Annotated in this window: 23 protein-coding genes; 9 read left to right on the forward strand and 14 right to left on the reverse strand. The window is 60.4% G+C overall.

From position 1 onward, the window contains the following. Positions 1–106 precede the first annotated feature (106 nt). Complete coding sequence (locus tag AC1RJ3_RS20410; RefSeq protein WP_493080146.1) at positions 107–1,483, forward strand: MBL fold metallo-hydrolase RNA specificity domain-containing protein; 1,377 nt, start codon at positions 107–109, stop codon at positions 1,481–1,483. A gap of 138 nt (positions 1,484–1,621) precedes the next feature. Here the strand turns inward: AC1RJ3_RS20410 and AC1RJ3_RS20415 are convergent, their stop codons facing one another. After that, complete coding sequence (locus AC1RJ3_RS20415) at positions 1,622–2,119, reverse strand: BCAM0308 family protein (RefSeq protein WP_103316127.1); 498 nt, start codon at positions 2,117–2,119, stop codon at positions 1,622–1,624. Between the two features lie 331 nt (positions 2,120–2,450). Between AC1RJ3_RS20415 and groL the strand changes: the two genes are divergently transcribed. Both groL and AC1RJ3_RS20425 read left to right on the forward strand, forming a co-directional pair. Further along, positions 2,451–4,067, forward strand: coding sequence for a chaperonin GroEL (gene groL / locus AC1RJ3_RS20420; RefSeq protein WP_493080148.1), 1,617 nt, complete (start codon positions 2,451–2,453; stop codon positions 4,065–4,067). Positions 4,068–4,240: 173 nt separating this feature from the next. Then, a complete protein-coding gene (locus tag AC1RJ3_RS20425) occupies positions 4,241–5,131 on the forward strand; it encodes a universal stress protein (protein WP_493080150.1) in 891 nt (296 codons plus the stop codon). Positions 5,132–5,155: 24 nt separating this feature from the next. Here AC1RJ3_RS20425 and AC1RJ3_RS20430 read toward each other — a convergent pair whose 3' ends face one another. The 3 genes from AC1RJ3_RS20430 to AC1RJ3_RS20440 are packed head-to-tail and all read right to left on the reverse strand — an operon-like array spanning position 5,156 to position 9,584. Then, positions 5,156–7,543 (reverse strand): serine hydrolase, encoded by a 2,388-nt coding sequence (locus AC1RJ3_RS20430; protein WP_493080152.1) that lies wholly within the window; start codon positions 7,541–7,543, stop codon positions 5,156–5,158. Continuing rightward, positions 7,495–8,769, reverse strand: coding sequence for a putative glycoside hydrolase (locus AC1RJ3_RS20435; protein WP_347927384.1), 1,275 nt, complete (start codon positions 8,767–8,769; stop codon positions 7,495–7,497). Before AC1RJ3_RS20435 ends, AC1RJ3_RS20430 begins: the two co-directional genes overlap by 49 nt. After that, positions 8,766–9,584, reverse strand: coding sequence for a polysaccharide deacetylase family protein (locus AC1RJ3_RS20440; protein ID WP_493080154.1), 819 nt, complete (start codon positions 9,582–9,584; stop codon positions 8,766–8,768). The genes AC1RJ3_RS20435 and AC1RJ3_RS20440 overlap by 4 nt, the downstream gene beginning before the upstream one ends. Before the next feature lie 106 nt (positions 9,585–9,690). Between AC1RJ3_RS20440 and AC1RJ3_RS20445 the strand changes: the two genes are divergently transcribed. Next, positions 9,691–10,251: a nitroreductase family protein gene (locus AC1RJ3_RS20445; protein WP_493080156.1), complete on the forward strand. Its 561-nt coding sequence runs from the start codon at positions 9,691–9,693 to the stop codon at positions 10,249–10,251. Positions 10,252–10,269: 18 nt separating this feature from the next. Here the strand turns inward: AC1RJ3_RS20445 and AC1RJ3_RS20450 are convergent, their stop codons facing one another. Together AC1RJ3_RS20450 and AC1RJ3_RS20455 are read right to left on the reverse strand one after the other, a co-directional pair. Further along, positions 10,270–11,235, reverse strand: a complete 966-nt coding sequence (locus tag AC1RJ3_RS20450) for a ribose-phosphate diphosphokinase (RefSeq protein WP_427539834.1) — start codon at positions 11,233–11,235, stop codon at positions 10,270–10,272. Positions 11,236–11,261: 26 nt separating this feature from the next. After that, positions 11,262–11,828, reverse strand: coding sequence for a bifunctional pyr operon transcriptional regulator/uracil phosphoribosyltransferase PyrR (locus tag AC1RJ3_RS20455; RefSeq protein ID WP_493080159.1), 567 nt, complete (start codon positions 11,826–11,828; stop codon positions 11,262–11,264). Positions 11,829–12,115: 287 nt separating this feature from the next. On the opposite strand from AC1RJ3_RS20455, the gene AC1RJ3_RS20460 reads away from it, so the two are divergent. Both AC1RJ3_RS20460 and AC1RJ3_RS20465 read left to right on the forward strand, forming a co-directional pair. After that, entirely contained in the window at positions 12,116–12,823 is a 708-nt protein-coding gene (locus AC1RJ3_RS20460; protein WP_493080161.1) for a phosphoribosyltransferase, read from the forward strand. Next, positions 12,816–13,493 (forward strand): dienelactone hydrolase family protein, encoded by a 678-nt coding sequence (locus tag AC1RJ3_RS20465; protein ID WP_054596513.1) that lies wholly within the window; start codon positions 12,816–12,818, stop codon positions 13,491–13,493. The genes AC1RJ3_RS20460 and AC1RJ3_RS20465 overlap by 8 nt, the downstream gene beginning before the upstream one ends. A gap of 6 nt (positions 13,494–13,499) precedes the next feature. Here the strand turns inward: AC1RJ3_RS20465 and AC1RJ3_RS20470 are convergent, their stop codons facing one another. Next, the gene (locus AC1RJ3_RS20470) at positions 13,500–14,867 is read right to left on the reverse strand and encodes an erythromycin esterase family protein (protein ID WP_054596514.1); all 1,368 of its coding nucleotides are present in this window, start codon (positions 14,865–14,867) and stop codon (positions 13,500–13,502) included. A 305-nt stretch (positions 14,868–15,172) separates the two neighbouring features. Here AC1RJ3_RS20470 and AC1RJ3_RS20475 point away from each other — a divergent pair, with 305 nt between their 5' ends. The 3 genes from AC1RJ3_RS20475 (at position 15,173) to polX (ending at position 19,218) form a co-directional block, all read left to right on the forward strand. Further along, a complete protein-coding gene (locus AC1RJ3_RS20475; protein ID WP_493080164.1) occupies positions 15,173–16,591 on the forward strand; it encodes a cytochrome C in 1,419 nt (472 codons plus the stop codon). Between the two features lie 25 nt (positions 16,592–16,616). Continuing rightward, positions 16,617–17,276 carry a c-type cytochrome gene (locus tag AC1RJ3_RS20480; RefSeq protein ID WP_493080166.1) on the forward strand — a complete coding sequence of 220 codons (660 nt, stop codon included), beginning with the start codon at positions 16,617–16,619 and terminating at the stop codon, positions 17,274–17,276. A gap of 139 nt (positions 17,277–17,415) precedes the next feature. Next, complete coding sequence (gene polX / locus AC1RJ3_RS20485) at positions 17,416–19,218, forward strand: DNA polymerase/3'-5' exonuclease PolX (RefSeq protein ID WP_493080168.1); 1,803 nt, start codon at positions 17,416–17,418, stop codon at positions 19,216–19,218. 84 nt (positions 19,219–19,302) lie between these two features. Here polX and AC1RJ3_RS20490 read toward each other — a convergent pair whose 3' ends face one another. From AC1RJ3_RS20490 to AC1RJ3_RS20520, 7 genes are all read right to left on the reverse strand, one after another. Then, complete coding sequence (locus AC1RJ3_RS20490) at positions 19,303–19,689, reverse strand: hypothetical protein (protein WP_103316139.1); 387 nt, start codon at positions 19,687–19,689, stop codon at positions 19,303–19,305. A 191-nt stretch (positions 19,690–19,880) separates the two neighbouring features. After that, complete coding sequence (locus AC1RJ3_RS20495) at positions 19,881–20,426, reverse strand: Hsp20/alpha crystallin family protein (RefSeq protein WP_103316140.1); 546 nt, start codon at positions 20,424–20,426, stop codon at positions 19,881–19,883. Positions 20,427–20,524: 98 nt separating this feature from the next. Next, on the reverse strand, positions 20,525–22,018 hold the full coding sequence (gene arcD / locus AC1RJ3_RS20500; RefSeq protein WP_493080170.1) for an arginine-ornithine antiporter: 1,494 nt from the start codon (positions 22,016–22,018) through the stop codon (positions 20,525–20,527). Positions 22,019–22,261: 243 nt separating this feature from the next. After that, complete coding sequence (locus AC1RJ3_RS20505) at positions 22,262–24,388, reverse strand: copper-transporting P-type ATPase (protein ID WP_493080262.1); 2,127 nt, start codon at positions 24,386–24,388, stop codon at positions 22,262–22,264. Between the two features lie 57 nt (positions 24,389–24,445). Next, a complete protein-coding gene (locus AC1RJ3_RS20510; protein WP_054596521.1) occupies positions 24,446–24,700 on the reverse strand; it encodes a DUF2933 domain-containing protein in 255 nt (84 codons plus the stop codon). A 104-nt stretch (positions 24,701–24,804) separates the two neighbouring features. Beyond that, positions 24,805–25,197: a hypothetical protein gene (locus tag AC1RJ3_RS20515; protein ID WP_493080173.1), complete on the reverse strand. Its 393-nt coding sequence runs from the start codon at positions 25,195–25,197 to the stop codon at positions 24,805–24,807. Between the two features lie 248 nt (positions 25,198–25,445). Then, positions 25,446–26,147: a VIT1/CCC1 transporter family protein gene (locus AC1RJ3_RS20520; RefSeq protein WP_493080175.1), complete on the reverse strand. Its 702-nt coding sequence runs from the start codon at positions 26,145–26,147 to the stop codon at positions 25,446–25,448. Between the last annotated feature and the right edge of the window lie 30 nt (positions 26,148–26,177).

Raw genomic sequence — 26,177 nt, forward strand, 5'->3', positions numbered from 1 at the left:
GCCTCGATAAGAGGGAGCCAGCCCGGCTGCTGTTGATAAATATCAAGTGCCGGGAGACGTAAAGGGAGGATCAATAGCGTACCCATCAGTGTTCAAGGAGACGGGCATGCGAATGACATTTCTCGGTGCGGCTGGCACGGTGACGGGCAGCAAGTACCTGCTGGAACATAACGACAAACATGTGTTGATCGATTGCGGCCTGTTCCAGGGCTACAAACAGCTGCGCCTGCACAACTGGGACCCTTTCCATCTGCCGGTCCGCGATCTGGAGGCCATCGTTCTGACCCATGCTCACCTGGATCACAGCGGCTACCTGCCGGTGTTGGTGCGCAACGGTTATCGCGGCCCGGTCTATGCCACGGCGGCGACCTGTGAACTGGTGAAGATACTGCTGCTCGACAGTGGCCGCCTGCAGGAAGAGGAGGCTGAGTACGCCAACCGCCATGGCTTCTCCAAACACGATCCGGCCCTGCCGCTGTACACCGAACAGGACGCGGAGAGGGCCCTGAAGCTATTGCGGCCAGTGGAGTTGCACCATCCGATCGACATTGCTCCGGGGATCAGCATCCAGTTGCGCTGTGCCGGGCACATCCTTGGAGCCGCCACCGTAGAAGTGCGTGCAGACGGCATTAGTCTGGTGTTTTCCGGGGACTTGGGGCGGCCGAATGATCCGTTGATGTTCGCCCCGGAAACCATCGAACAGGCGGACTATCTGTTGGTGGAGTCGACCTACGGCGACCGTCAGCACCCCGCCGAGCCCCCGGAGGAGCAACTGGCCGACGTTATCAACCGCACGGCATTGCGCCACGGCATTACCTTGGTGCCTTCGTTTGCGGTCGGGCGTGCGCAACTGCTGATGTATCACCTCTATCGGCTGAAACAGAAGAAGGCGATCCCCGACCTGCCGATCTACCTCAACAGCCCCATGGCCACCGATGTCACTCGCTTGTACCAGCGTTTTCGCAGTGAGCACCGGCTGTCGCTGGAGGAATGCGAAGGCATGTGCCATGCCGCGCGTTTCGTGCGTTCGGTCAGAGACTCCATCGACCTTGACCAACAGCGCACCCCCGCGGTGATCATCGCTGCCAGCGGCATGGCCACCGGGGGGCGGGTGCTTCACCACCTCAAGGCGCTGGCCCCCAACCCGCTCAATACGCTGCTGGTTCCCGGTTTCCAGGCGGGGGGAACTCGCGGTGCACAGATCATCGCCGGTGCCCCATCGGTGCGGATTCATGGCAAGGACGTGCCGATTCGGGCCGAAGTGGTGCCCATGGGGACCTTGTCCGCGCATGCCGACGGGGATGAAATCATGCAGTGGCTAAGGGGCTTCAAGCGGCCACCGAAACACACCTATGTCGTGCACGGAGAACCGAATGCATCGGATGTGCTGCGCCGGCGCATCAGCCTGGAACTGGGGTGGTCGGTCTCGGTGCCGGAGTACCGTGACAGCGTTGAGCTGACCGGCGTTCCGGTCCCGGCCTGAAATCCTGATGACCGAAAGTCCCTTGCCGGTGTGGCGGCAAGGGGCCTTCGGCCAACAGCTGATGCTGGGTGACGGGTGTTCTGGGTACACAAACTTTGTTGCCTGGCTTGCTGACTGTCGTCATCAGCCGGTCTCGCTTTACTCATCACGTGTCCAGCTGACGCTCAACTGGTATTGATCATCACTGTAGTGGTAATCGGAGTGGCCTTTGAAAGCGCCTGTCAGTGCATGACCCAGGCGGTTGGCGAGATGGATGCCGGTGGTGGTCACGAGCAGATCCCCCCCGGAGTCGGTCAGCTTGATGAGGCGCTCAAGGGCATGATCGGCTTTTTCCTGCCGTTCGGTGTTTTCGATCAGATTGACGATTTCTTTTCGATGCTTGAGCAAGAAGCTGCCGGACAGCGTTAGCGTGCCCGCCGGCCTGTTGTCATCGATGCGCCGACAGGCCGGGCAGGTCACCGTTTCGGCATCAGCGATCACCGTGTTTTCAGGCTGCTTCCAGGTCCAGTTACCAGCCTGATAAATCGCATCGCACTTCGAACAGATGGCCGAGCCTGCGACTCGCTGCAATAAATAGGGGTCATGGGCAGGTGTCTTGAACAGTTGTTTTTTTTGACTGAGCTGATATTTGTCCATGACCTGTTCCTCGCAAATGAGAAGGATAAAAACTGCGCCCCCAGCCCTGTTTTCAGATCGATTTTTACCGATAGTGCCCGCTGACAGAACCGTGGAGTTCACGGGTTCATTTGGCCGCGACTGGTTGTTGTACAGGTTGATTTTTGTCAACTGGGGGCCATTGGCTGACGGTCAATCATCTGGAGTCGGTGCGCGAAATACGCACGCATACAAGTGCCGCTGAAGGCCCCGCGACGTCGTGGCTTTGTTGATAAAAATCAACGTCGCGTGAGCCATTTCAGGGAAGCTGCAAGTACCTGCCTGTTGCAGAGTTACTTGGGAGAGCAACCTGATGGCTCACAGTAAAATTCTGTTTCGTGCCGCCGCTCGCGAGAAAGTCCTCTGCGGTGCCACACAGTTGGCGGACGCTGTCCGTGTGACCCTTGGGCCAAAATCGAAATCGGTGTTGATCCAGAACAAATGGGGTAACCCAACGGTTTGCAACGACGGCGTGACGATTGCCAAGCGAATCGACCTGCAAGACCCCGAGGAGGGGCTGGGTGCCCAGATGCTGCGTCAGGCGGCGGAACGTACCGGCGATGCGGTCGGGGACGGGACCAGCACGGCAACGGTGCTGGCCCATGCCATCCTGGCTGATGGCATACGCAACGTCGTCGCCGGTGCCAGCGCGATTGATTTGAAGCGCGGCCTGGATCGCGGGCTGTTGCTGGTCGTGCAATCGCTGGCGGCCCAATCGCGCCCGGTCAGTACCCCCAAGGAAAAGGCCCAGGTGGCCACGCTTTCGGCGCATAACGATGCGGTTATCGGCCAGCTGGTTGCAGATGCTCTGGAAAAGGTCGGCGTTGAAGGCGTGGTCAGTGTCGAGGAGTCCAAGACCACTGAGACCGTGGTCGAGGTGATGGAAGGAATGCGTTTTGACCGTGGTTACGTCTCACCGTATTTCGTGACGGATACCGAGAAGATGCAGGTCGAACTCGATGATGCCTACCTGCTGCTCTGTGATCATAAGATCGGCGTGCTCAAAGACTTGATTCCATTGCTTGAGTTGATCGCCAAAAGTGGCCAGCCACTGGTGCTGATCGCTGACGACATAGAGGGCGAGGCGCTGACCACGCTGGTCGTCAACCAGATTCGTGGCGTATTGCGCGCGGTGGCGATCAAGGCCCCCGGCTTTGGTGATCGACGCAAGGAAATGCTCCAGGACATTGCCGTCCTGACCGGCGCAACGGTGGTCTCCAATGAGCTGGGCATCAGTCTGGAACAGGTGGACTTGAGCCAGTTGGGACGAGCGCATCGCGTCGTGGTGCAAAAAGACAGCACGGCGTTGATCGGCGGCGCCGGTCAACGCGAGGAAATTGAGGCGCGCCTGCAACAGATCCGCGTGCAAATGGACGCGACTACCAGCGATTACGACCGTGAAAAACTCCAGGAACGATTGGCCAGGTTGTCTGGCGGCGTTGCGGTGATCCGGGTCGGGGCGCCGTCGGAGGCCGAGATGAAGGCCCGCAAGGATGCACTGGATGATGCCATTTCAGCGACTCGCGCGGCGATTGCCGAGGGCATCGTTCCGGGTGGCGGGTTGGCATTGCTCAAGGCTGTGCCGGTTATCGCGGCCGAGGAGGCCGGCTATGAAGGCGATGCCAAAACCGGTTTGCAGATACTTCGCCGAGCGCTCGAAGCACCGGCCCGGGTGATCGCGGAAAACTCGGCGGTGGATGCCGGCGTGGTCGTTGCCCGTATGCTGGCGGAGCCGGGGAATATTGGCTTCGATGCGTCAGCCAATGTCTATGTGGACATGTATGAAGCCGGCATCATCGATCCGACCAAGGTGGTGCGTATCGCGCTGGAAAATGCCGTTTCAGTCGCCAGTATCCTGCTGCTGACCGAGGCGACCATGACCGATATCCCGGAAAAGGAAACGCCTGCCCAGCCGCCGTTTCCTGAATGACCCGCACCGCGCTGCAGCGGTGCGCGGTGACTTGATATAAATCAAGATCAAGCAGGCTTGTGGGGAGGACGCTGAGTCAACGCTGGTGATTCGATCCAGCGAGGACGCAATGGCTGACCAGCGGCAAGGGGCAGCGGCAGGCGTCGAAGTCCAACCTGTCTGGAGTTCAGACCATGAGCCAGTATCAACGGTTATTACTGATCATCAACCCGGCCCAGCGCCATTCCCCTGCGATACACCATGCCGCTGCCCTGGCCAAGGCCAGCGGGGCGAGCCTGCATATTGCCGCGTTAGTACCATCGCTGGACATCCTGTCACTGCTTGAAGAAGGCGTGCGGGAAAAAGCTCGGCAGAGTTACCTCCAGGACCATAGCGATTGGCTCAAGGATCAGGCGGAAAAGATGCGCGGCAGGGGCATCGAGGTGACCACCGAGGTGGCATGGGCCGACGACATGCAGCAGGCGATCCTTGATCACGTCAGCGAAATGCAGCCCAACCTGCTGATCAAGCAAGTGCAGCATGAGCCTGCGCTCAAACGTGCATTCTTCACCCCTCTGGACTGGCACTTGCTGCGCCACTGCCCGATACCGATGTATCTGGTGGGCGCGAGTGGTCATGCCTTGCCGCGCAAGGTGGTGGCAGCGGTTGACTCGTCGGATACCGCGTCTTCGAACAGTGAGCTGAATGACCGGATCATCCAGCAGGCCAACAGCCTGGCGCTGCAATGCAATGCCGAATTGCATCTGCTGTATGCCTGTGACATTTCGGCGGCCTATCTCGGCGATATGGGCGGCGGCGGGCTGACGCTGGCGGACCTTACCCGGGAACTGCGCAGAGAGCTGGAAAAGTCATTCCTGCGCTTGGCCGGTCGATTCGGTGTGCCCTCTGACCGTCGACATTTCATCATAGGGAGCCCGGTCTCGGCGTTGAGCGAGTTTGCCGATGAGCAACAGGTGGATGTGATCGTGATGGGCAGAGTCCAATCTCACGGGCTGGACAAGCTCCTCGGCAGTACGACCGAACATATCCTGTATCAGGTGCCTTGCAGCGTTCTCGCGGTCTAGGGGCTGTGGCGTATTGCGTCAAGTTCAGTAGAACAAGTTCTCCTGCCGCAATCGCGCGAACCGCTCAAGCGCTGCGGCATCGAGCGCTAGCGCGGCGTCAGGCGCTATGCCGTCGCGAATGGCTTGCCAGACGATTTGCGAGCCGATTGAGCCGCGGGTCGCCGCAATATCGAACGCACCGGGATAGAGCGCATGCAGCGTGGCAAGCAGTGCCAATCCCAGGCGTGCGACGGGCCGTTGCTCAGGCACCGGGTTGCGCGTGATGCTCACGCCATGACAGAGCTGACCGTGCCAGTTCGATTCAGTGGGCACGAAGTCGATCGGCTCGAAATGCGCGCCAACGTTGAGGGCATTCAGCGCATGGGCGAGCTGGGTCGCGTTGATCCACGGCGCGCCGATCCACTCGAACGGATGCGGTGTGCCGCGTCCCACGCTCAGTCTCGCGCCCTCGAGCAAACCGACATCCGGGTAGAGGTCCAGCTGGGACAACGTGCGCAGGTTTGGCGAGAGCGGCACCCAGCCGAGCCCGGTGTCGGCGAAGGTCATCTCACGCCGGTAGCCCTGCATCGGCACCACGCGCAGATCCGCGCCAATGTGCTTGTTGCGGTTGAACAGACTCGCCAGTTCGCCGACCGTCATGCCCGGTTGCAGCGGCGCCGGGAAATAGCCGGTGAATGATTCTTGACGGCTGTCCAGCACCGGTCCGCCGAATTGCTGCGCCCCGAGCGGATCGGGCCGGTCCAGCACGAACAGTGGAATGCGCCGCGCCGCCGCGGCCTCCAGTGCGTAGCCGAGCGTCGTCTCGTAGGTGAAGAAGCGCACGCCGGCATCCTGGATGTCAAAGACCAGCGCATCCAGTCCGGCGAGCGAACCGGGCGGAAAGCGCCGCGCCGCGCCGTAGAGACTGTGTACGGTGAGGCCCGTCGCGGTGTCGAGGGTGTCGCCGACCCGCTCGTCCACATCGATATTCAGCCCATGCTCCGGCGAGAACAGTGCGGCCAGCCTGACGCCAGGCGCGTGCGCGAGTACGTCGACGGTGCGCCGGCCCTCGGCGTCGAAACCGCTGCGATTGGTGATCAAACCCACGCGCTTGCCGGTGAGCGGCGTAAACCGCTGCGCCTCGAGCACGTCGATGCCGGTCTGCACCGGGCCCGTCGAGATCGGCAGGCGATCGGCGGCACTCAGCGCCGGTAACGTCGATGGCAGCCATTGGCCAATTTGCGCGACGCTCGCAGGTGGAGCCCGGCTGGCCAGCAGCGCGAGCAACTGTGCACGCAGCGGGCGGGCGTCACCGCGGTCGTCCGGGTACACGCGGTTGGTCAGGATAACGATGAATTGGCGCGTCAGCGGATCGATCCACAGGCCGGTGCCGGTGTATCCGGTGTGGCCAATCATGCCAATCGGTGGCAGACGGTCGTGGTTCGACGCGAACGGTGCGGCCAGGTCCCAGCCGAGTCCGCGCCACGGTGGAGTCGCGAGCGGCGAGGCGGCACTGGTGAGCGCGGCAATGCTCGCTGGCCGCAGAATCTGCAGGCCGCCCGCGCGCCCTTGGTTGAGCATCATCTGCGCGAAGCGGGCGAGGTCATCCGCGGTGGAAAACAGCCCGGCGTTGCCGGAGACGCCGCCCATCCATTCAGCAGTCGGATCGTGCACCCGGCCGCGGCGGATACCGGCCTTGTTCGCCAGTGTCGGTGCACTGCGGGCCGCTCGCCCGGGGTCCGGCACAAAGACCGTGTCGCGCATACCGAGCGGGCCGAAGATGTAGGCCTGGCAATACGCGTCGAGCGTGCGGTGGGTGATGCGCTCGACCAGTTCGCCCAGCACCACGAAATTCAGGTCACTGTAGATGACGCGCTCACCTGGCACGCTCCGCAGACGCTGCGCCGCAATCGCGCTCAAGACGCCTTCGCGGTCCGGATGCAGTGGCCGCACCGGCAGGTCTGGCAGCAGGCCGGAGGTGTGCGCCAGCAGATGACGAACGGTCACCGGGTCTTTGCCGAAGGCCGCAAAGGCCGGCCAATACTGTGCAACGCGTGCGTCCAGGTCGATGCGGCCGGCTTCGGCCAGTTGCATGATCGCCGTGGTGGTCGCGATGACCTTGGTCAGCGACGCAAGATCGAACTCGGTGCTCAGCGTCATCGGTTCGGGGTCGGGCGTTGTTGCGCGTTGCCCAAAGGCCTGGCGATAGAACACATGCGTGGCGTCCCCGATCAGCACGACGGCCCCCGGAATCCGTCCGGCAGTGATCTGCCCCTCGACGATCTGTGCGGCTTGCAGGCGCGCCACCGCATCGAAATCGGCGGCACCGGCAAACTGCGCCGCCGCCATTGCAAGCAGCATTACCCAGCGTTTCAGCGCACCGATCAAGGGTGCGGCATATCGGCGGCGTTGTAGTGATTGTGTGGATTCCATAACATCCATCCATCGGTGCCGGCTGCGTTGGCGGCGTTGATCTGGGCACTGATCGCCTCTGCGTCAAACAAGCGACGATCGAACGCATAGTCGCGAAAGGCTTGCAGCCACGGACGAAAACGCACCCCCGGCAGATGGGTGCGCTTGATTGCTTCCGCCAGGGAGCGTCTGACGATCTGAGCGGGATCGCTGACCGGATTGGTCAAGCCCGGCAGCCCCCAGGTAAAACCGGACGGGTAGAGCATCGGTGAAATATAGTCGAGCGGCTCGCCGAGCAATTCGATTTGCTGGCCGATCGCGGTATCGTCCAGATTCCAGCAGACGTAGCCGAAGATGTCCGCAGAGACGAATACATTGTAGGGCGCCAGCCGTGTGCGTGCGGCCTGCAGGAAACCGACGATCGCCGCGGTCCGGTTGCGCCGGGTATTGGACAGGGCGAAGTGCAGCCCGCTCTTGTCGGGAAAGCGCACATAGTCGAACTGGACCTCGTCGAAGCCCATCTGCGCCGCCTCCTCGGCGACGTCCAGATTGTGCCGCCATACATCCTGCGAAAACGGATCCATCCATTGCAGCTTCTCGAGATCGCGCCACGGTTGGCCGTCTGTGGTGTGCACGCTCCACTCTGGATGCGCGCTGGCGAGCGGGTCGTCCTTGAACACCACGATGCGCGCGATCAGATACAGGTGTTGCTCATGTAGTCGGGCCAGCAGCGCCGCAAAGTCGTGGTCCTGTGGTGCGCGCACCGTCACCTGGGCAGCCGCGCCGATGGCCTCGCGCGCCGCGCTGCGATACGGCGTCAGGCCGCGGTCGCCCTTGACGTCAATCACCAGCGCATTGATCTCGCTGCTTTCGGCAAGGCTGAGGGCATTATTGCGCAACGTCTTGTTGGTCACGCCGAACACCGACAAATACAGCGCTTTCGGGCGAAACGGGGTCAACGCGAGCGTCAAAGGTGTATCGCCGGACACCTTGGCTTCGGTGCGCAAATACCCTGGAGCGCGGGCCGCAACGTTCTCCACCGCCTGAGCGATTTCGAACTGCCCGTGTTCGTCGGTACGCATCACACCCGCCGATGTGGTGATGATCGCGTCGGCGAGCGGATTCTGCGTGCTTGAGTCGAGCACGACACCCGTGACGGCCAGGGCGCCTCGCTGGCTCAACAGGGTAGTAAAGACGACGAGCAGCGTCGCGATTGCATAGCGCCTCACTGCGCTGATAAAGGTCATCGTGCGCTCTCCGTTGCGGGCATCGTCGGGGTGTTCGGTTCGCCAAGCAGGTGCGCGAATGCGCTGGCGCCGTAGGCATCGGTCATCAGAAAACGCGGCAGCGCGAGCAGCCGCGCATGCCGGTCCGCCTTGCGCGCGTCCAGTGTGAAGGCGACCACATAACCGTCGTCGGCGGCGAGTGCGATCAACTCGTCGTCGTAGATCCCGAAAGGCCACGCGAGCATGTCGATATGCGTACCGGTTTGCGCCTCCAGGCGTTGACGGGATTTGTCGAGTTGCATGCGCACGAATTGCTGGAAATCTGCCGGCGTACGGTGTCTGCGCTCGACCTTGAAATTGGGATGCCAGTACGTGTGCCCCTGGATGTCAAAGAGTCCGGTCTGTTTCAGGCTGCGCAGTTGCTCCCAGGTCATTGCGTAGGAGGCGTTCGAGATCGCCGATGGGTAGATGAACAGCGTGACCGGAAAACGCTCGCGCTGCACGATGGGCAGCAGTTTTTCGAATACCGAACGATGCCCGTCGTCGACGGTGATCGCCACCGGCTTGTGCGGTAGCGTCGCATTGGGGTCCTGCAACCAATTGACCACCTCACGCAGCGGCACGATGTGGTAGCCATGCTCGTGCAGGACGCGTAACTGGGTTTCGAAGGTGCTCATGCGCACGGTCATCGAGTCATCCAGCGTCTGCGAAAAACGGTGGTAAACGAGGATCGTGACGCGTGGTTCGGCGCTTTGCCCGGTACTGTCCGCGCCCCAGGCCAGCCCGCCGATGCACACCAGCACAGCGCACACCAGAAGCCGGATCGCGCTGCTCATATAAGCTCCCCCCGTTTGGCAGGTTTTGCCCTGATTTGATCTAAATCAATAGTAGATCCTCGTTGGCGGGCCACTGTATGAAACGACAATATTTGAGGCTGCCGCCATGAATATCAACGAGGCAATCTCGGGCCGTCGCTCGACGCGTGAATACACGAAAGAAGCGGTTGATGAACTCATCATTCGTCGCTTGATCAATACCGCCGTCCAGGCGCCCAGCGCAGTCAACCAACAACCGTGGACGTTCACAGTGATCCGCGATCAGCAACTGCTGGATCGGGTCTCGCGCGAAGCGAAGGCCCACCTGCTCGCGACAGTGCCCGCAGGGACCCAGTCCGAGCACTTTTATTCGATGCTCAACGATCCAGGCTTCCAGATCTTCTATCACGCACCGGTGCTCATCCTGATTTCGGGGAGCGCGCCAGGTCCGTGGATCGTCGAAGACTGCGCCCTGGCGGCCGAGAATCTGATGCTTGCCGCGTACGCTGAAGGACTCGGCACCTGCTGGATCGGTTTTGCCCAGGGCTTTCTCAATACGCCGGAGGGCAAGCATGTATTGGGTCTCCCTGCTGGATCGAGGCCCGTGGCGCCCATCATCGTTGGCCATCCGAAGTCTGCGCCTGCGCCCGTCCAGCACAAGGACCCCGAGATCCGCTGGATTGGCTGAGCAGGAGGCCGCCCGTGCTCAGACGGTAGCAAACGCTCCGTTTTCAGCCAGCAAGGTGGCAATCAGTGCGGTGCTGTCGAGCACGTGCAAGTGGCGCGTCACACAGTCGGCTGGCAGGCGAAACGGAGGCACGCTGTCAGAGATCGCCAGGTGTTCAAACAGTGGCTTGTCGAGCAGGTCGCTGCCACCGGTGAACAAACCATGGGTGGCGGCTGCAAATAACCGGGTGGCACCGGCCTGCTGGCAGGCGAGGCCCGCATGCATCAGCGTTTCACCGGTGCTGATCAGGTCGTCGAAAATGATCGCGGTTTTACCCAGCACTTCACCCACCAGCAGCGTGCCGGTGAACGTCGCTTGAGCACGGTGCTTTTCCATCAGCGCACCGCCCACCGGGCGTCCCAGTTGCCGCTCCAGGGCCTGGCGAAACTGCTCGGCCCGCTTGGTGCCGCCGGCGTCCGGGGAAACCGACACCACCTCGGCGTCGCCGACGAACCCGGCGAAATGCCGGGCGAACAATTCCGCGCACTGCACGTTCCAGGTGGGAATGCGAAAGGCGTTATCAAACGCTGCCGGGTTGTGCACTTCCAGGGCCACCAGGCGATCCACGCCGCAGGCTTCAATCATGGCCGCCACGTAGCGGGTGATCGTCGGGTCCTGAGGTTGGGTACGACGATCCTTGCGCCCGTAGCAGAGGTAGGGCGTCACGGCCTGCACCTGGTGAGCGCCGGCATCCTTGAGTGCGCCACAAAAAAACAGCAACCGACACAGCTTGTCGTTTGCGCTCTGCCGGTCATCCCCATACAAGGAATGGAACACCACCACCTCGCGACCGTTGACTGATTCCAACGGGCGGCATTTATGCTCGCCATCTTCATAGTCACGCTCTTCGTGGCGCGCCAGTTGACAGCCAAGCCGCTGCGCGACGCGGCTCGCGTAGTGCTCACTGCCTTGCAGGGCAAACAGAAGCGGGCGTTCGGTGAGCATGTGATGGCTCCTTCAAGGCACTGCCGTCAGTGGGCGGCACCATGACGCAGAACTTCGATGCAAAACTCCGCTTCGTAGGGCGGTACGTTGCATTCGACGATGTCATTGGCGGCAACTTGCAGATGCACGCCGACAATATCGGCATGAATCGGCTGCTGGCAGACGTGCCGATCGACCAATACCGCGGTGTAGACCCGACGCGCACCGAGTTGCGCCAGATACGCGCAGGTGCGCAGCAGCGAATGGCCTTCAAACAGCACGTCATCGACAACAAGCAGGGTGGTACTGGCGAGGTCCAGTGCGCCCAGAAGCGGGTTTTCGGTCAATTGCGTGTGTGCATGCAGCACGCTGAGATCATCGGCATAGCGCTTGACCTTCAGGGGGTAAAGAGGCAGTTCCGGCTGGCCGGTCTGACGCGACAGATGTTGCTGTAAACGCTGTGCCAGCGGCTCGCCGCGGCGCTGGATGCCGATCAGTACCGCTTGAGTAGGCGGCAACAGTGCCGCAGCCTGGCGCGCCATCGCCTGCAGTACCCTGTCGAGTTCATCGCTGTCGTACACGCGCAACCGCTGACTCGCAGGTAGGGTCGGCATGGCAGTCTCCCGTTCAGGGCCGATAGATTGATCATAGCGCAAGGGGGCCGTAGCTGACGGCGCCGGGCATCTGTGCCTTGCGCGGGGACTTGATATAAATCAAGACCGGGGAGACTTCATGGGAGGATTCTGAATTTAAAAAAGGGTATTGGCACATAGCTGAGCACTTGCCGCGCGCTCATGGGTTGTAAAGGCTTCTCGGCAGTACGACTGAACCTGTCCTGTATGGCTGCCTTGCGGCGTTCTGGCGGTATGGATTTGGCCCGATGGCTTCAGGAGGTTTTCAAATGACACACAGTCCCTTACTGCAAACCACCTTGCGCGACCGGACCGCTGCCGGTCGAACCCTGGTTGAGCCGCTGCGCAAATACGCTCATCGACCGGATGTCATCGTTCTGGCCTTGCCCCGTGGCGGGGTTCCGGTGGCCTATGAAGTAGCGACAGCCCTGGAGGTTCGCCTGGACCTGATGCTGGTCCGCAAGTTGGGAGTTCCTTCCCAGCCAGAATACGCCATGGGCGCCATTGCCAGTGGCGGCGTACAAATCGTCAATGAGGGGGCGCTACGGGCTCACCCGATTGATCAGGATACGTTCGATGCCGTGGTCGCCCGGGAAACCCGGGAACTCTCTCGTCGTGAGCATTTGTACCGGTCAACGCGTGCGCCGGTGGTACTCAAGGACCAGGTGGTGATTCTGGTCGACGATGGCCTGGCGACAGGGGCCTCGATGATGGCCGCGATCCACGCTGTGCGCCTGCAAGCACCGTCGCGCATTGTCGTTGCCGTGCCCGTGGCGCCGCTTGAGACGGTCGAGGCGCTGCGCACCGAAGTGGATGAGGTGGTGTGTCCGCTCATTCCCGAGTGGCTGATGTCGATCGGCTATTGGTACATGAACTTCACCCAGACCTCGGATGCGGAAGTCATCGATCTATTGCAAAGAGCCTGGCAACGCGAGTCCAGTACGGGCATTGCCCCTCAGGAGAACTCCGATGCTTGAGTCTCACTATCGAAAACTGAGCCTGGAGGACGTGGAGCTGTCAGCCGACCTGCGTCTGCCGATGAATGCTGCCGGATTGGTGGTTTTTGTCCATGGCAGCGGCAGCAGCCGTTCAAGCCCTCGTAACCAGCAGGTTGCAGAATCTCTGGGCCGGCGGCGGCTGGGCACGTTGTTGTTCGATTTACTCACGGAGCCGGAGCAGCGCCTGGATAACGTGACGCGGGAGCTGCGTTTCGATATCGCGATGCTTTCCCGGCGACTGGTGCAGGTGATCGACTGGATTGGCCGGGACGCGGAACTGCAATCGCTGCGGATCGGGCTGTTTGGCGCAAGCACCGGGGCCGCTGCGGCGTTGTTGGCGGCGGCCGAGCGCCCGGACGTGGTCCATGCGGTGGTCAGCCGGGGAGGGCGGACCGACCTGGCAGGTGCGGCGCTGTCCCAGGTAAGGGCGCCGACCTTGCAAATCGTCGGAGCAGAGGACCCGGTGGTAGTGCGTCTGAACGTGCAAAGCAGTCACGTTCTGCGCTGTGAACAGCGTCTGGAAGTCGTGGAGGGTGCTACGCATCTGTTTGAAGAACCAGGCACCCTCGAAGAAGTCGCCAGACTTGCTGGCGACTGGTTCGAGAGACATCTGCGTGGTACTCGTTCAGAGACCTCCATCAGTCCCTGACCGGTATCACACGCCAAACGGAAAGGTTTCGTCTTCCGGTTCCAGCGCCTGGCTTTTCGGCAGAGGCAGCGCCGTCACCGCTTGCGTCTGTTCAATCCACACCATGGCGTCAAATTGCTCGGCCAGCACCGACTCGAAATAGTGGCTGCTGCGCTCGCTTTCGGGGCGGTAAATCACCCCGATGGCCCGCTCCAGCAGAGGCTCGGACAGCGCCTTGCGCAGGTCTTCGCGCAGGGGATCTCGCCAGTCGGTCAAAGACGCGGGGACGCCGGCTTTAAGGAACTGATGTTCCCAACTGTCCGGGCGAGATGGCCGGATGTCCTTGATGAGCATGTCGGCGTCCCAGTCATCGGCTGCCGCCACCTGGCCACGGTCGGTGCTCATGCCGATCAGAACGACATCGCGCCCATAGGCGCTGCGACACAGCTGACCGATGTTGAACTGGCCCTTCCAGCCCATTTCCGTGGCAGCGGCATTGCCGATATGGGAGTTGTGCGCCCAGACCACGGCCTTGGCGTGAGCGCCTCGGTGCTCAAGCAACCCCCGCAGTGTGTCGAACATGTGCCGGTCACGCAGGTTCCAGGAGGCGGTCGAGCCTCGATAAATCGCTCGGTAGTATTGTTCCGCCGCCCGGACGACCCGGGCGTTTTGCGTGGCATCGAAGAACGCCTCGTCATCGTGGATAAGCCCGGCCAGCTGCTCGGCCAGCATGTCATGGAGCTGCTCGACCACTGCTTGCTCGCAGGGCATCAGCCCACCACGTTCAACAAAGTGGCCGTACAACGCAGGTTCATCCTGCCAGGGAGTCAGGCAGCCATAGCGCCGTCGTGCTTCGTGTGCCAGATGCGGGTCGACCCGCTCCAGATAACTCAGGACCTCGTGGATGGAATTGCGCAAACTGTAGACGTCCAATCCGCGAAACTCGACTCGACGCTCGGGGGCGTGCTTGTGGTTGTATTGATGCAGCCAGTGGGCGAATGCTTTCACATCGGTATTGCGCCACATCCAGGTCGGGAATCGGCTGAAGATATGCCGTTTCCAGGCTGTATGGGCCAGCCCGCGGACATAATGGTCAACATGCGCGGCATCTGGCCAGTCCGCTTCAACCGCCACAATCGTGAACCCGTGCTGCTCAATCAACCTTTGGGTAATCGCCGCACGGGTTCGGTAGAAGTCGCTGGTGCCATGGCTGGCCTCACCGATCATCACTACCCGCGCATCAGCGTAACGGTCGAACATTTCACCGAAGGCGTCTGAATTCAATTCCGGCAGCGGTTCCGCATATTGACGTAACAGAGGGGCAATAGTGGTTCTCGCAACAGTGCTGCGCGGACCGTAAAGTTTTTCCAGCAGTTTTTGCGAAGGAGAGGTCATGAGCGTCGTCCCTATCAAGAGGAGGGGTTAACCGACGTGCAGCCCGCTGGGCTGCTTCTTTGATTATTCCTACACCTTGGTCCAGACGATTCATTGAGTTTCGTCAACAAAGGCTGCAATGCCCCAGGAGAACGTGTCTGGATCGCGCGTCCGCAGGCTGCTGAAGATGACCTGACGCGATGTGCGTGATGTGCGTTGCGGACTTGAGTGGCGCAGCGCGCGCCAGCACTTGTAAATGGCTAGCGTCTGACTAGGCTCCATTCAGGTTTAAATCGTTCGACAGTCTCTTTTCAGAGGGAGCTGAGATGAATGTGAAGGACGGCGAAGCAGGCGGGATGAAGTCGGTGGTGCAGTCGTTTTTTTCCGGGTCAGCTTTTTTAATCACATTACTCCGGCGACCGGGCACCCTGCTGGTGGCGTTATCAGTGCTGCTGTTTTGTCAGTCAGCGCAGGCCTTGCCTTCCTTTGCACGCCAAACCGGACAAAGTTGCATTGCCTGCCATGCCGGCGGGCAATTTCCCGAGCTGACACCTTATGGGCGTCTGTTCAAGCTGACGGGGTACACCAACGGCGTACAAACCAACCCCCTGGCCGCGATGATCGTCGGTGATTTCACCTCGACGCGTAACAACAGCGACGGTGCGGGCAGCTCGATTTCACCCAAAGACAAGCAATTCATCATTGATTTCGGCAGCGTGTTCCTTGGTGGAAAAATCACTGACGTTATCGGCGGCTTTGCCCAATTCACCTACAGCTCCTATGACCACCAGGACGCCTCGGGTAATTGGGTCAGTCACCTGGGCTCGGACAACTTTGACCTGCGTTATGCAGACAGCCGGCTGGATGCCTCACGAGATGTCATCTGGGGCGTCACATTGCATAACAACCCCACGGTTCAGGATGTCTGGAACAGCACGCCTGCGTGGGGCTATCCGTATGTCAGTTCAACCCTGGGCGCCTTTGGCGGGGTCCCGACCTCTACACTGATCGAGGGGGGATTGGCTCAACAGGTGGCGGGTATCGGTGCCTATGTTTATTTGAACAAGTCGTTGTATCTGGAGCTGACCTCCTACCAGACCGCCAAAGACACATGGCAGTTTCTGAGCCTGGGCAACAAGAAGGGCGACACCTACCATCCGTTGACGTACATGGATGGCTCAAGCCCTTATGCACGGCTGGCCTATACCTACGAATGGGGGGCCCAGAACGTGATGCTGGGGGCCTTTGCGATGAATGCCAAAATTCTGCCCCTGGACGACTCCAACAATCCGATCCATGGCCAGGGCAGTACCGAGTACCGGGACGTAGGCTTCGATGGCCAGTATCAATACCTCCTTGAGCCCCATACTTTCACGGCACAGATACGTTATGTCAGGGAAGAAATCAGGGATGGCACCCAGACCCTCTTCGACGGACCTGCAACCCTGCGATCCTTCAAACTGAAGGGCAGTTATGTGTACGGTGCCAAGTATGGTGCGAGCCTGGCGTATACCAATGTCAATGGCAGCTCGGATGCCACGGCGTACCCGGACAGTGCCAGTTTTTCACCCGATACACAGATGTGGACGCCCGAGGTGTTCTGGTTACCGATGCAGAACCTCAGGGTCGGGCTCCAATACAACTATTTCACCCGCTATTTGGGCGCAACGAACAACTATGACGGCAATGGCCGTGATGCCAGCGAAAACGACACCACCTATCTTTATATGTGGTACGCGTTTTGATCAGTTGAACGCAGAGGCGTAGACCATGAACGCAACGGGCGTGAAGAGTACTTTCAATCGATCGCATTTATTGCTTGCCCTCTGCGTGGTTGCGCTCACGGGCTGCACCGGTACGACCGAGCAGGCCTCGGAGAAAACCTCGCCGATGTCCGGCATCGCCATGGTCGACAAGGTTTGCTCCATGTGCCACGGATTGACGGGGGAGTCCGTCTCGCCGATGTTTCCCAAGCTGGCCGGCCAGCAAAAGGAATACCTGAAGCTGCAACTGACTGACTTCAAGGGCCATGTCCGCAGCGATAAAACCGGGACCCAGTACATGTGGGGATTTACCCATTTGACAGAGACCCAGATCAACGAACTGGCGGACTATTTTTCCAGCCAGAGCCCCATGAAGGCTGACGCCGACAAGTTTGATGCACGCGGCGAATTGATCTTCCGCAAGGGCTTGCCTGGCTCGGGTGTCGCCCAGTGCAGCTCCTGCCATGGTGCCGAGGGCGAGGGCAATGGCCAGTTTCCGCGCCTGGCAGGTCAACATGCCGAGTATATGATCCGCCAGCTCAAGGTGTTCCAGCAGACTGACCAGCGCCCGCGTGGCGAGCTGATGAAGCAGGTCACTCATTCCCTGTCTGACGAAGATGCCGCCTCTGTCGCGCATTACATTGCGACACTCGGGGCAAAAAAATGAGGGCCTTCGCGGCACCGGCGATGAGCCTAGGGGCACGTCGCGGTTCCAGGCCTTCAGGCACTGTCTGATCTATATCAATGACCGTGTGGCGGGATCGGCAATCCTGACCCAGTGACCTCCACTGAGTCAGGATTGCGCCATGAAGCTCACTGCGGCACCGCTTCCAGAGCCGTTGCCAACCTCGCCCTCTTCATCGGCCAAGGCCGGGCAGGCGATGGGTAATGATCAAATCGCCGGGATTTTTGACGATATCGCCGATCTGCTGGAAATCGAGGACGCCAATCCCTTCCGTATCCGCGCTTACCGCAATGCCGCGCGAACCCTGAGGGCTTTGACCTTTGAGGTCGCGAAGCTGATCGTGCGCGGTGAGCCGCTGCCCAAACTCACGGGCATTGGGGTCGACCTTGCCGGCAAGATCAACGAAATCGTCACCACCGGCGATTGCGCTCTGCGCCAACGCCTGCGCACGACATTGCCCTTGGGGCTGGTCGATCTGCTTTCCATCGCCGGGCTGGGCCCAAAACGCGTCAAACATCTCTATCACGACCTGGGCATCGAAACCGCGCAGCAACTGTGTCAGGCGGCCAAAGAGGGGCGCATTCGCCATCTACCTGGCTTCGGCGAAAAGATGGAAGCCCGACTGTTGAACGCCGCGCAGAAGGGCATTGGCAGGGACCGCCGGTTGCCATTGGCCTTTGTGGCGCCGGTGGCCCTGCGACTGACCGAGTACCTGCAGCAGCTGCCAGGCGTTGAGGCAGCCACGGTTGCCGGCAGCTTGCGACGGATGCGCGACACCATCGGCGATATCGATATTCTGGTGGCCGCGGCACCGTCGGTGGACGTCACGGCGCACTTTATCCAGCATCCGGACATTGCCAGCGTGCTGGCACAGGGGCGCACCCGTACCAGCGTAATACTGGGCACCGGCATGCAGGTGGATCTGCGGGTGGTCGAGCCGGCGGTCTATGGCGCCGCCCTGGTGTATTTCACTGGCAGCAAAGCGCATAACATCGCGATTCGCCAACGGGCTCAGAAGCAAGGTCTCAAGCTCAGTGAATATGGCCTCTTCAGGGCAAAAAAATGTGTGGCCGGCACCACCGAAGATTCCGTTTACCAGGCGCTGGGGCTGGAATGGATGACACCGGAACTGCGCGAGAATCGCGGTGAGATTGCCGCGGCAGAGGCAGGTCAGTTACCCAGGCTGATCGAGTTGAGCGACCTCAAGGGCGATTTGCATGCTCACACCCGCGCCTCGGATGGGGGCAACAGCCTGGAAGAGATGGCATTTGCCGCGCGGGAGGCCGGGCTGGACTATCTGGCGATTACCGAGCATTCGCGGTCCCTCAGAGTGGCCCATGGCCTGGATGCCGACCGGCTGCTCAAGCACATCGACCAGATCGATGCGCTCAACAGCCGCTTGCGGGGCGTGACCTTGCTCAAGGGCATCGAGGTGGACATTCTCGAAGACGGTAGCCTGGACCTGCCGGACGATATCCTCAGGCGTCTGGACCTGGTGGTCGGCGCCGTACACAGCCATTTCGGCCTGACGATGCGTCAACAGACCCAACGCTTGCTCCGGGCCATGGATCATCGCTATTTCACGATTCTGGCGCACCCGTTGTGCCGGCTGATCAATGAGCGCGACCCGCTGAACCTCGATCTGCCGGTCATCATCAAGGCGGCCCGGCAGCGTGGTTGTTGCCTGGAACTCAATGCGCAGCCGCAACGCATGGACCTGTTCGACCTGCAGTGCCGCTACGCCAAGGATGAAGGGGTGCTCATTGCCATCAACTCGGATGCGCATCGCACCGTTGACTTTGCCTATTTGCAGTATGGAATCGCTCAGGCACGCCGTGCCTGGCTGGAAAAAACCGACGTGCTCAACACCCGTCCCCTGAAGGAACTCAAGGCGTTCCTGAGCGCCTGTTCTGCCCGGGGATGAGTGGCTGTGGGTGCGGGATTGAGACGCTCCATTCCCTTTCGTCAGCAACGTGCCGGATGACCTCCGAGAAATCAGCTGCGCCTGTCACTGTATGGGCCCCGAGGGAGTCCCCGGAACCAGGCGCCACGCTTCAGGACATTGGCGTATATAAGGGTAGTAGCCTTTGGCTGAAGGGCAGTAATACCAGCTTGGCGCAGGCTGGGTGTTGGGGGGCGCTGCCACCACGGGCGGGTTGGCCGGGTAGTAATAAACAGGGGGCGGGTAGTAGTAAACCGGGTAGGAGGGGTAGTAATACGGACCACGAAGGTACGCGCCTTCCCAACCCAGTCCCAAGCCAAGACCGATGCCCCACCAGAACGGAGCGCCGATATGACCGCCTCCGTGTCGGTCGGCGTTGGCCGGTAATGCAAGGCACGTGGCGATCAGGATTGCCCCTATCAGCGTGCAACGTTTTACCGAGTCGATATTCATGATGTCTACCCAATCGTGGGGGCAATTCGAGAATAGGAGTCGCTCAGGGGAAAAATCTGATCCACATCAGAAAACAGGCATACGAACGGGCAAGTGGATAGACGGGCTGCCAATAGGGGGGGAGTCATAATGTTCGATGCAAAAAAAAACCTTGCCGGTTTCCCGGCAAGGTGAGGAGGACGGTCATCGGTTCAATTGCCTTTGATCGGTACAATTTTCTCCGGTTTCATGGCTTCGGGCTTTTTCGGTAGCGATATGCTCAGCACACCTTTGCTGAAGCTCGCTTCGATCTTGTCGGCGTCGACCCCTTTCGGCAGGTTGAACATCCGTTCGAAGGAGCCGTAGTGACGCTCCGACAGGTAATAGCCCTTTCTTTTTTCTTCCTTGTCTTCCTGTTTTTCGCCTTTGATGATCAGGCTGCCGTTGGACAGTTTGATCTCGACGTCCTTCTGGTCCATACCGGGCAGTTCGACAGTGATATCGAAGCTTTTATCTTTCTCGGTGATGTCCACGGCAGGGATGCCGTACCCCATCAGTTCACGAGATAAAAGCGGCTCGACGTCGAACAGCCCACGGCTGAATGGCGATAATCCCAAAGGACCTCGATTGAAGTCTTCGAACAGGTGATCGACCTGTTCCCGCAGTTTTTGCAGAGGACGCCAAAGGTCAGTCGTCGCTGGGAGCGGACTTGCTTTTTTTTCGGTATGAACCGGTACTTTTTTCACGGAATTGGCCATTTTCAGTTCTCCTCTTTGGCTATGTCGAGGTGGGCTGCAAACGTTTTGGACACCTGTGCCTGCCTCGAGAAAAAACACATCCATTCATTGATTTGGCCTTACAAGGCCAGTTTCCCTGACCACAGCATCCAGCCGGCGAAAGCGGCCGCCGCCCAGATGACGATCAACAATCCCCACTCAAAGCCGTTCAGCGCTTGACCCTGGCGAGCCCGTTTGGTGGCCAGGTAAATCAGTGAGCCGGGGGCATAGAGCAGGGCGCTGAGCAGCATGTATTTCGGCCCTGCGGCGAATAACAGCCAGAAGCAATACAGGGTTGCGACCGAGGCAATCGCCATGTCGCGCAGTTGCAGGGCTTTGTGTCCGGCATAGGTCGCGCCCTGCCACGTCAGCTTCAACGCGTACAGGCCGCTGAACAGGTACGGCAACAGAATCATCGAGGTCGCCAGAGAGATCAGGGCCAGGTAACTGGCGCTCGAATACAGCGTCAGCAGCAGGAATAGCTGGATGCAGCCGTTGGTAATCCACAAGGCATTGGCAGGCGCGCCATGGGTGTTTTCCAGGGCCAGCGGTCCCGGCATGACTTTTTCCTTGGCCGGTGTGAACACCGACTCTGCCGCCAGCAGCGTCCAGGCGAGCAGCGCGCCGCCGACCGAGATGATCAGGCCGACGCTGATCAGCATCGCTCCCCAAGGGCCGGCCACCGCCTCAAGCACACCACTCATCGAAGGATTTTTCAGCGCGGCCAGTTCCGGTTGCCTGAGAATGCCCAGTGACAGCAGGGACACCGCAATCAGCAACAACAAGGTGAGAACAAAGCCGATGACGGTGGCCCGTCCCACATTCACCCGTTCTGCCGCACGGGCGGAAAATACGTTGGCGCCCTCGATGCCGATAAACACCCAGACGGTGACCAGCATCGTGCTTTTGACCTGATCCAGGGTGCTGCCCAGTGCCGGCGCACCCCAGAAGTCGACCATAAACGTTTCGCGCTGGAACGCCGCAATCACCAGGCCGATAAACACAAGCAACGGAACGATCTTGGCCAGGGTGGTGAGGGCATTGGCCCGCGCTGCGGTGCGCATGCCCCGCAGGATCATCCAGTGCAACGACCACAGCACCAGCGACGCCGCCGCAATGGCCGCTTTGTTATTGCCTTCACCGAATAGCGGGAAGAAGTAACTCAGCGCCGCGAACAGAATCACCAGGTAACTGACGTTACCGATCCACGCGCTGATCCAGTAACCCCAGGCCGAGTTGAAACCGAGGAATTCGCCGCCCAATGCGCGGGCATAGGCAAACACGCCGTTATCCAGTTCGGGTTGGCGGTTGGACAAGGTTTGATAGACCAGTGCCAGTGACAGCATGCCGACGCCGGTGATCAACCAGCCAATCAGGATCGCGCCGGCACCAGCGCCCGCAGCCATGTTCTGGGGCAGGCTGAAAATACCGCTGCCGATCATCGAGCCGACCACCAGAGCGATCAACAGGCTCAAGGACAGGCGCCTGGGTTCCAGCTGGCGCAAGCTTCCCGCCGCAGGGCGAGGCGAAATGCCTGGAATAGTCGGTTGGGTGCCGTGCACATGCGTTGCCATGCAAACCTCCACGAGACAATTTCTTCATCGGCTATCGCCAATGCGAGAGCGCGAACGCTGATGATTAATGTCTGCGTGAATGGGCTGCCGGGATTTGATTTAGATCAGAGGAATGGAAAGCCGCATGAAAGACGCCGGGGATATACCCCATGGGCGTGTGCGCCGCTGTGTCACGTAGAAAAGGGGTGGAATGCTCTCAGGATTCGAGCGGTTGAGCGGCCGTTGGGTGTCAGCGTATTTCGCTTATTCAATGGCGGCCTGGCGCAGGCGCAAGGCATTGAACACTACCGATGCCGAGCTCACGCTCATGGCCAGCGCCGCAATCAGTGGCGATAAAAGATGACCGGTCAGCGGGTAGAACACACCGGCGGCCAGCGGAATGCCCATGGCGTTGTAAAGGAAGGCGAAGGTCAGGTTCTGGTGCATGTTTCTCACGGTGGCCACTGACAGGCTGCGCGCACGCAGGATGCCGAGCAGGTCGCCCTTGACCAGGGTCACCTGAGCGCTGTTCATTGCCACGTCAGTGCCGGTGCCCATGGCGATACCCACATCGGCGCGCGCCAGTGCCGGGGCGTCATTGATGCCGTCGCCAGCCATCGCCACCCGGTGTCCGGCCTGTTGCAGTGCCGCGACCAGGCGCTCTTTGTCTTGCGGCTTGACCTCGCCATGCACCTCCTCGATACCCAATTGACGCGCCACCGAACGGGCCGTCGTAAGGCCGTCGCCAGTCGCCATGACGACCTTGACGCCGTCCGCTTGCAGACGGCCGACTGCCAGTTTCGAGGTGGGCTTGATGGGGTCGGCTACCGCCAACAACCCCGCCAGGACACCATCGACCGCCAGGTACATGATGCTCGTGCCATCACTGCGTAGTGTTTCTGCCTGGGCTTGCAAGCTCTGTATGGAAACACCCGCCTCATCCATCAACACCGTATTGCCCAGTCTCAGGCCACGGCCCTCGACCTGACCGCTGACGCCAATACCGGAGGCGGACTCAAAGGCTTCAGGCGTGCTCAGTGTCAGACCCATGCGGCGGGCTTGCTCGACGATGGCATGTGCCAACGGGTGCTCGCTGCCCTGATTGAGAGACGCCGCCAGGCGCAGCACTTCGTCCTGGGTAAATCTGCGTGCAGCCTCGACACTGTGGAACGCTGGCCGGCCTTCGGTGAGGGTGCCGGTCTTGTCGACGATCAAGGTGTCTATCTTGCGCAGGTTCTCGATGGCGGCGGCATCGCGAAACAACACGCCGACACTGGCAGCCTTGCCGGTGGTGACCATGACCGACATTGGTGTCGCCAGACCCAGGGCACAGGGGCAGGCAATGATCATGACCGCGACGGCGTTGATCAGGCCAAATACCCAGCTTGGCTCTGGCCCCCACAGGCCCCAGCCGACCAGCGTCAGCAGCGCGATGCTGATCACCCCGATCACAAAGTAACCGGCGATCACGTCGGCCAGACGTTGCATTGGCGCTTTCGAACGCTGTGCCTGCGCAACCATCTGCACGATCTGCGCGAGGAGGGTAGCCGCCCCGACCTTCTGTGCCTGCATCACCAGACTGCCATGGAGGTTGAGGGTGGCGCCGATCAATACGTCGCCGGCCTTCTTCATGACCGGTATCGGCTCACCGGTGAGCATCGACTCGTCCACCGCGCTTTCACCTTGCAGCACCTGACCGTCGACCGGCACTTTTTCACCCGGGCGTATGCGCAAGGTGTTGCCGCTGTGTACGTGGGTCAACGGGATGTCTTCTTCCGTGCCATCGGCATTGATCCGGCGGGCGGTTTTCGGTGCCAGCCCCAGCAGCGACTTGATGGCTGCCGAGGCTTGCGAACGCGCCTTGAGTTCTAGCATCTGGCCGAGCAAGGTCAGCGAAATGATCACCGCCGCCGCTTCGAAGTACACGCCGATGCGACCGTCCATCATGAACGTGTCGGGGAAGGTATTGGGGGCCAGGGTGGCGACGAAGCTGTAAAGGAAGGCCGCTGCCGTACCAAGACCTATCAACGTCCACATGTTGGGACTGCGCTGAATTACCGAATGTACGCCGCGCACATAAAAAGGCCATCCGGCCCACAGCACGACGGGGGTGGCCAGTGCCAGCTCGATCCAGTTTTGTAGGGGACCGTGGATCAGCATCAGGACATGACTGCTCATGGCCAGCACCGTGACGATCACGGTCAGCGGCAATGTCCACCAGAAGCGCCGGGTGAAGTTCTTGAGCTCGGGGTTCTCGTCCTCTTCCAGTTCGGGAATCACCGGCTCCAGGGTCATCCCGCACTTGGGGCAGGTACCGGGGCCCGTCTGGCGGACTTCCGGGTGCATGGGGCAGGTGTATTCAGAAGTAGCTGACAAGCGGGCTGCGGGCATCCGATCGACCGGGGGGGCCGGGTTGTGCTCTTGATGATGCTCAACGCCGTGCATGAGTCAATTCCTGTTCTCGTCCTTGACCGGGTCTGCGGTTTCACTTCGATGGCTGTGACCACCGTGATGGTGGTGCCCAAACAAATGCATCAGCGGACACAACAGCAAAATCGAGTAGGGCAACAGGCCGAGAATATGGCCGTAGTGCTCACGGGCCAGATAGAACAATGCAATGACCAGCAGCATGCCTAGCGCGATGCCGGATTTGCTTCTCCAAAATGCTGGAGAGGTGTTGGTCGAGTGCTGTGAGTTGATCATGGTCGGGTGCTCCTGGGGAGTGAGCGCTGCCAATACGCTGAACAGGATCAACACTGCGGTTTCAGGGTGAAACCGCCGTGGCCGTTACGACAGGCTTGTCCGGATCACTGGTTCATCGGCATCTTCATCATGTTCGATTGCTGATCCATCATATTCATCATCATGTTCATCATGCCCATTCTGTCCTTGTTGCCCGGCATACCCATGTCATTACAGTTTGCATTCATCATGGCCATACCGTCCTTCATCGTCTTCATGCTCTCCTGCATGGCGGCTCGCCGCTCGGCAGGGGTTTTGGCGGCGGCGATTTTGTCGTGTGCAGCCTGCATTTTTTTCATTTGCTCGGCCATGGCCTTGTTCTGCTCAGGTGTGGCGGGTGTGCTGGTTTGAGCGGGGTCGGTCGGGTTCAGCTCCGGGTGGTGTTCATCGACGGCCGAGGCCACGAGCGGGCTGCTCACAAGCAGGGCGGCGAGGATCAATTTCAATGAGGCATGCATGGCAATCTCCAAAGGATGAGGACAACACCGTAATACCCACAGCACGATGATGGCGAAACCAGAACATGGAACTTCCCCGATAATGAAATAGCGGGATTCTGTTTTTTCAACCTACAGCACACCAAAACTCCATGATTGATCAAAATCAAATCAAACGTAGTCAGTCAGGTCCCCCGGCCCAAGCCCTGAATGTAGTCGCTCATCGCTGACCGTGACCGGGTAACGCTCAGGTCCGTTTCATAAAAGCGCTAGGCAACGGCACCAAATGAAATACCGACAGCAGCGGTAATGGCCATCGCCAGCGCGCCCCACAGCGTCACTCGCCAGGCGCCGACCAGCAGATTGGCGCCGCCTGCCTTGGCGGCAATACCGCCTAAAGCACCCAGGAATACCAGTGACATGCCGGATATCCAGGCAATCACGCTGTGGGTCGGCGCGAGGATGGTCACGCCCAGCGGCAATGCGGCGCCCACCACAAAGCTGGCCGCCGAGGACATTGCCGCCTGCAGCGGTTTTGCGCTGAGCGCATCGGAAATGCCCAGTTCGTCGCGTGCATGTGAGCCCAGTGCATCGTGTGCCATGAGCTGCGTGGCGACTTTACTGGCCAGCTCGGGTTCAACACCACGATCCACATAGATGGCCGCCAACTCCCGGTGTTCGGCAAGCGGCGCTGTCTCAAGCTCTGCTTGTTCGCGCAACAGATCGGCCCGTTCGGTATCGGCCTGGGAATGCACGGAGACGTATTCGCCTGCCGCCATCGACATCGCACCCGCCACCAGCCCGGCAACTCCCGTGACGAGCAACGTGCTGTGGGTGGCATTGGCGGCGGCGACGCCGATCAGCAGACTGGCGGTCGATACAATGCCGTCGTTGGCACCCAATACCGCGGCCCGAAGCCAGCCGATTCGCTCATGCTTATGGGATTCAGCGTGTCTGCGAAAGAACTTCATCGTTGAAATCTGCTCACTGTCGTTGAATTG

It is taken from the genome of Pseudomonas sp. GW822-FHT04C11 (assembly GCF_058800905.1).

Coding starts and splice junctions, on each gene's coding strand:
- AC1RJ3_RS20410 (WP_493080146.1), top strand. CDS start 107: ATGCGAATGACATTTCTCGGTGCGGCTGGCACGGTGACGGGCAGCAAG.
- AC1RJ3_RS20415 (WP_103316127.1), bottom strand. CDS start 2,119: ATGGACAAATATCAGCTCAGTCAAAAAAAACAACTGTTCAAGACACCT.
- groL (WP_493080148.1), top strand. CDS start 2,451: ATGGCTCACAGTAAAATTCTGTTTCGTGCCGCCGCTCGCGAGAAAGTC.
- AC1RJ3_RS20425 (WP_493080150.1), top strand. CDS start 4,241: ATGAGCCAGTATCAACGGTTATTACTGATCATCAACCCGGCCCAGCGC.
- AC1RJ3_RS20430 (WP_493080152.1), bottom strand. CDS start 7,543: ATGGAATCCACACAATCACTACAACGCCGCCGATATGCCGCACCCTTG.
- AC1RJ3_RS20435 (WP_347927384.1), bottom strand. CDS start 8,769: ATGACCTTTATCAGCGCAGTGAGGCGCTATGCAATCGCGACGCTGCTC.
- AC1RJ3_RS20440 (WP_493080154.1), bottom strand. CDS start 9,584: ATGAGCAGCGCGATCCGGCTTCTGGTGTGCGCTGTGCTGGTGTGCATC.
- AC1RJ3_RS20445 (WP_493080156.1), top strand. CDS start 9,691: ATGAATATCAACGAGGCAATCTCGGGCCGTCGCTCGACGCGTGAATAC.
- AC1RJ3_RS20450 (WP_427539834.1), bottom strand. CDS start 11,235: ATGCTCACCGAACGCCCGCTTCTGTTTGCCCTGCAAGGCAGTGAGCAC.
- AC1RJ3_RS20455 (WP_493080159.1), bottom strand. CDS start 11,828: ATGCCGACCCTACCTGCGAGTCAGCGGTTGCGCGTGTACGACAGCGAT.
- AC1RJ3_RS20460 (WP_493080161.1), top strand. CDS start 12,116: ATGACACACAGTCCCTTACTGCAAACCACCTTGCGCGACCGGACCGCT.
- AC1RJ3_RS20465 (WP_054596513.1), top strand. CDS start 12,816: ATGCTTGAGTCTCACTATCGAAAACTGAGCCTGGAGGACGTGGAGCTG.
- AC1RJ3_RS20470 (WP_054596514.1), bottom strand. CDS start 14,867: ATGACCTCTCCTTCGCAAAAACTGCTGGAAAAACTTTACGGTCCGCGC.
- AC1RJ3_RS20475 (WP_493080164.1), top strand. CDS start 15,173: ATGAATGTGAAGGACGGCGAAGCAGGCGGGATGAAGTCGGTGGTGCAG.
- AC1RJ3_RS20480 (WP_493080166.1), top strand. CDS start 16,617: ATGAACGCAACGGGCGTGAAGAGTACTTTCAATCGATCGCATTTATTG.
- polX (WP_493080168.1), top strand. CDS start 17,416: ATGAAGCTCACTGCGGCACCGCTTCCAGAGCCGTTGCCAACCTCGCCC.
- AC1RJ3_RS20490 (WP_103316139.1), bottom strand. CDS start 19,689: ATGAATATCGACTCGGTAAAACGTTGCACGCTGATAGGGGCAATCCTG.
- AC1RJ3_RS20495 (WP_103316140.1), bottom strand. CDS start 20,426: ATGGCCAATTCCGTGAAAAAAGTACCGGTTCATACCGAAAAAAAAGCA.
- arcD (WP_493080170.1), bottom strand. CDS start 22,018: ATGGCAACGCATGTGCACGGCACCCAACCGACTATTCCAGGCATTTCG.
- AC1RJ3_RS20505 (WP_493080262.1), bottom strand. CDS start 24,388: ATGCCCGCAGCCCGCTTGTCAGCTACTTCTGAATACACCTGCCCCATG.
- AC1RJ3_RS20510 (WP_054596521.1), bottom strand. CDS start 24,700: ATGATCAACTCACAGCACTCGACCAACACCTCTCCAGCATTTTGGAGA.
- AC1RJ3_RS20515 (WP_493080173.1), bottom strand. CDS start 25,197: ATGCATGCCTCATTGAAATTGATCCTCGCCGCCCTGCTTGTGAGCAGC.
- AC1RJ3_RS20520 (WP_493080175.1), bottom strand. CDS start 26,147: ATGAAGTTCTTTCGCAGACACGCTGAATCCCATAAGCATGAGCGAATC.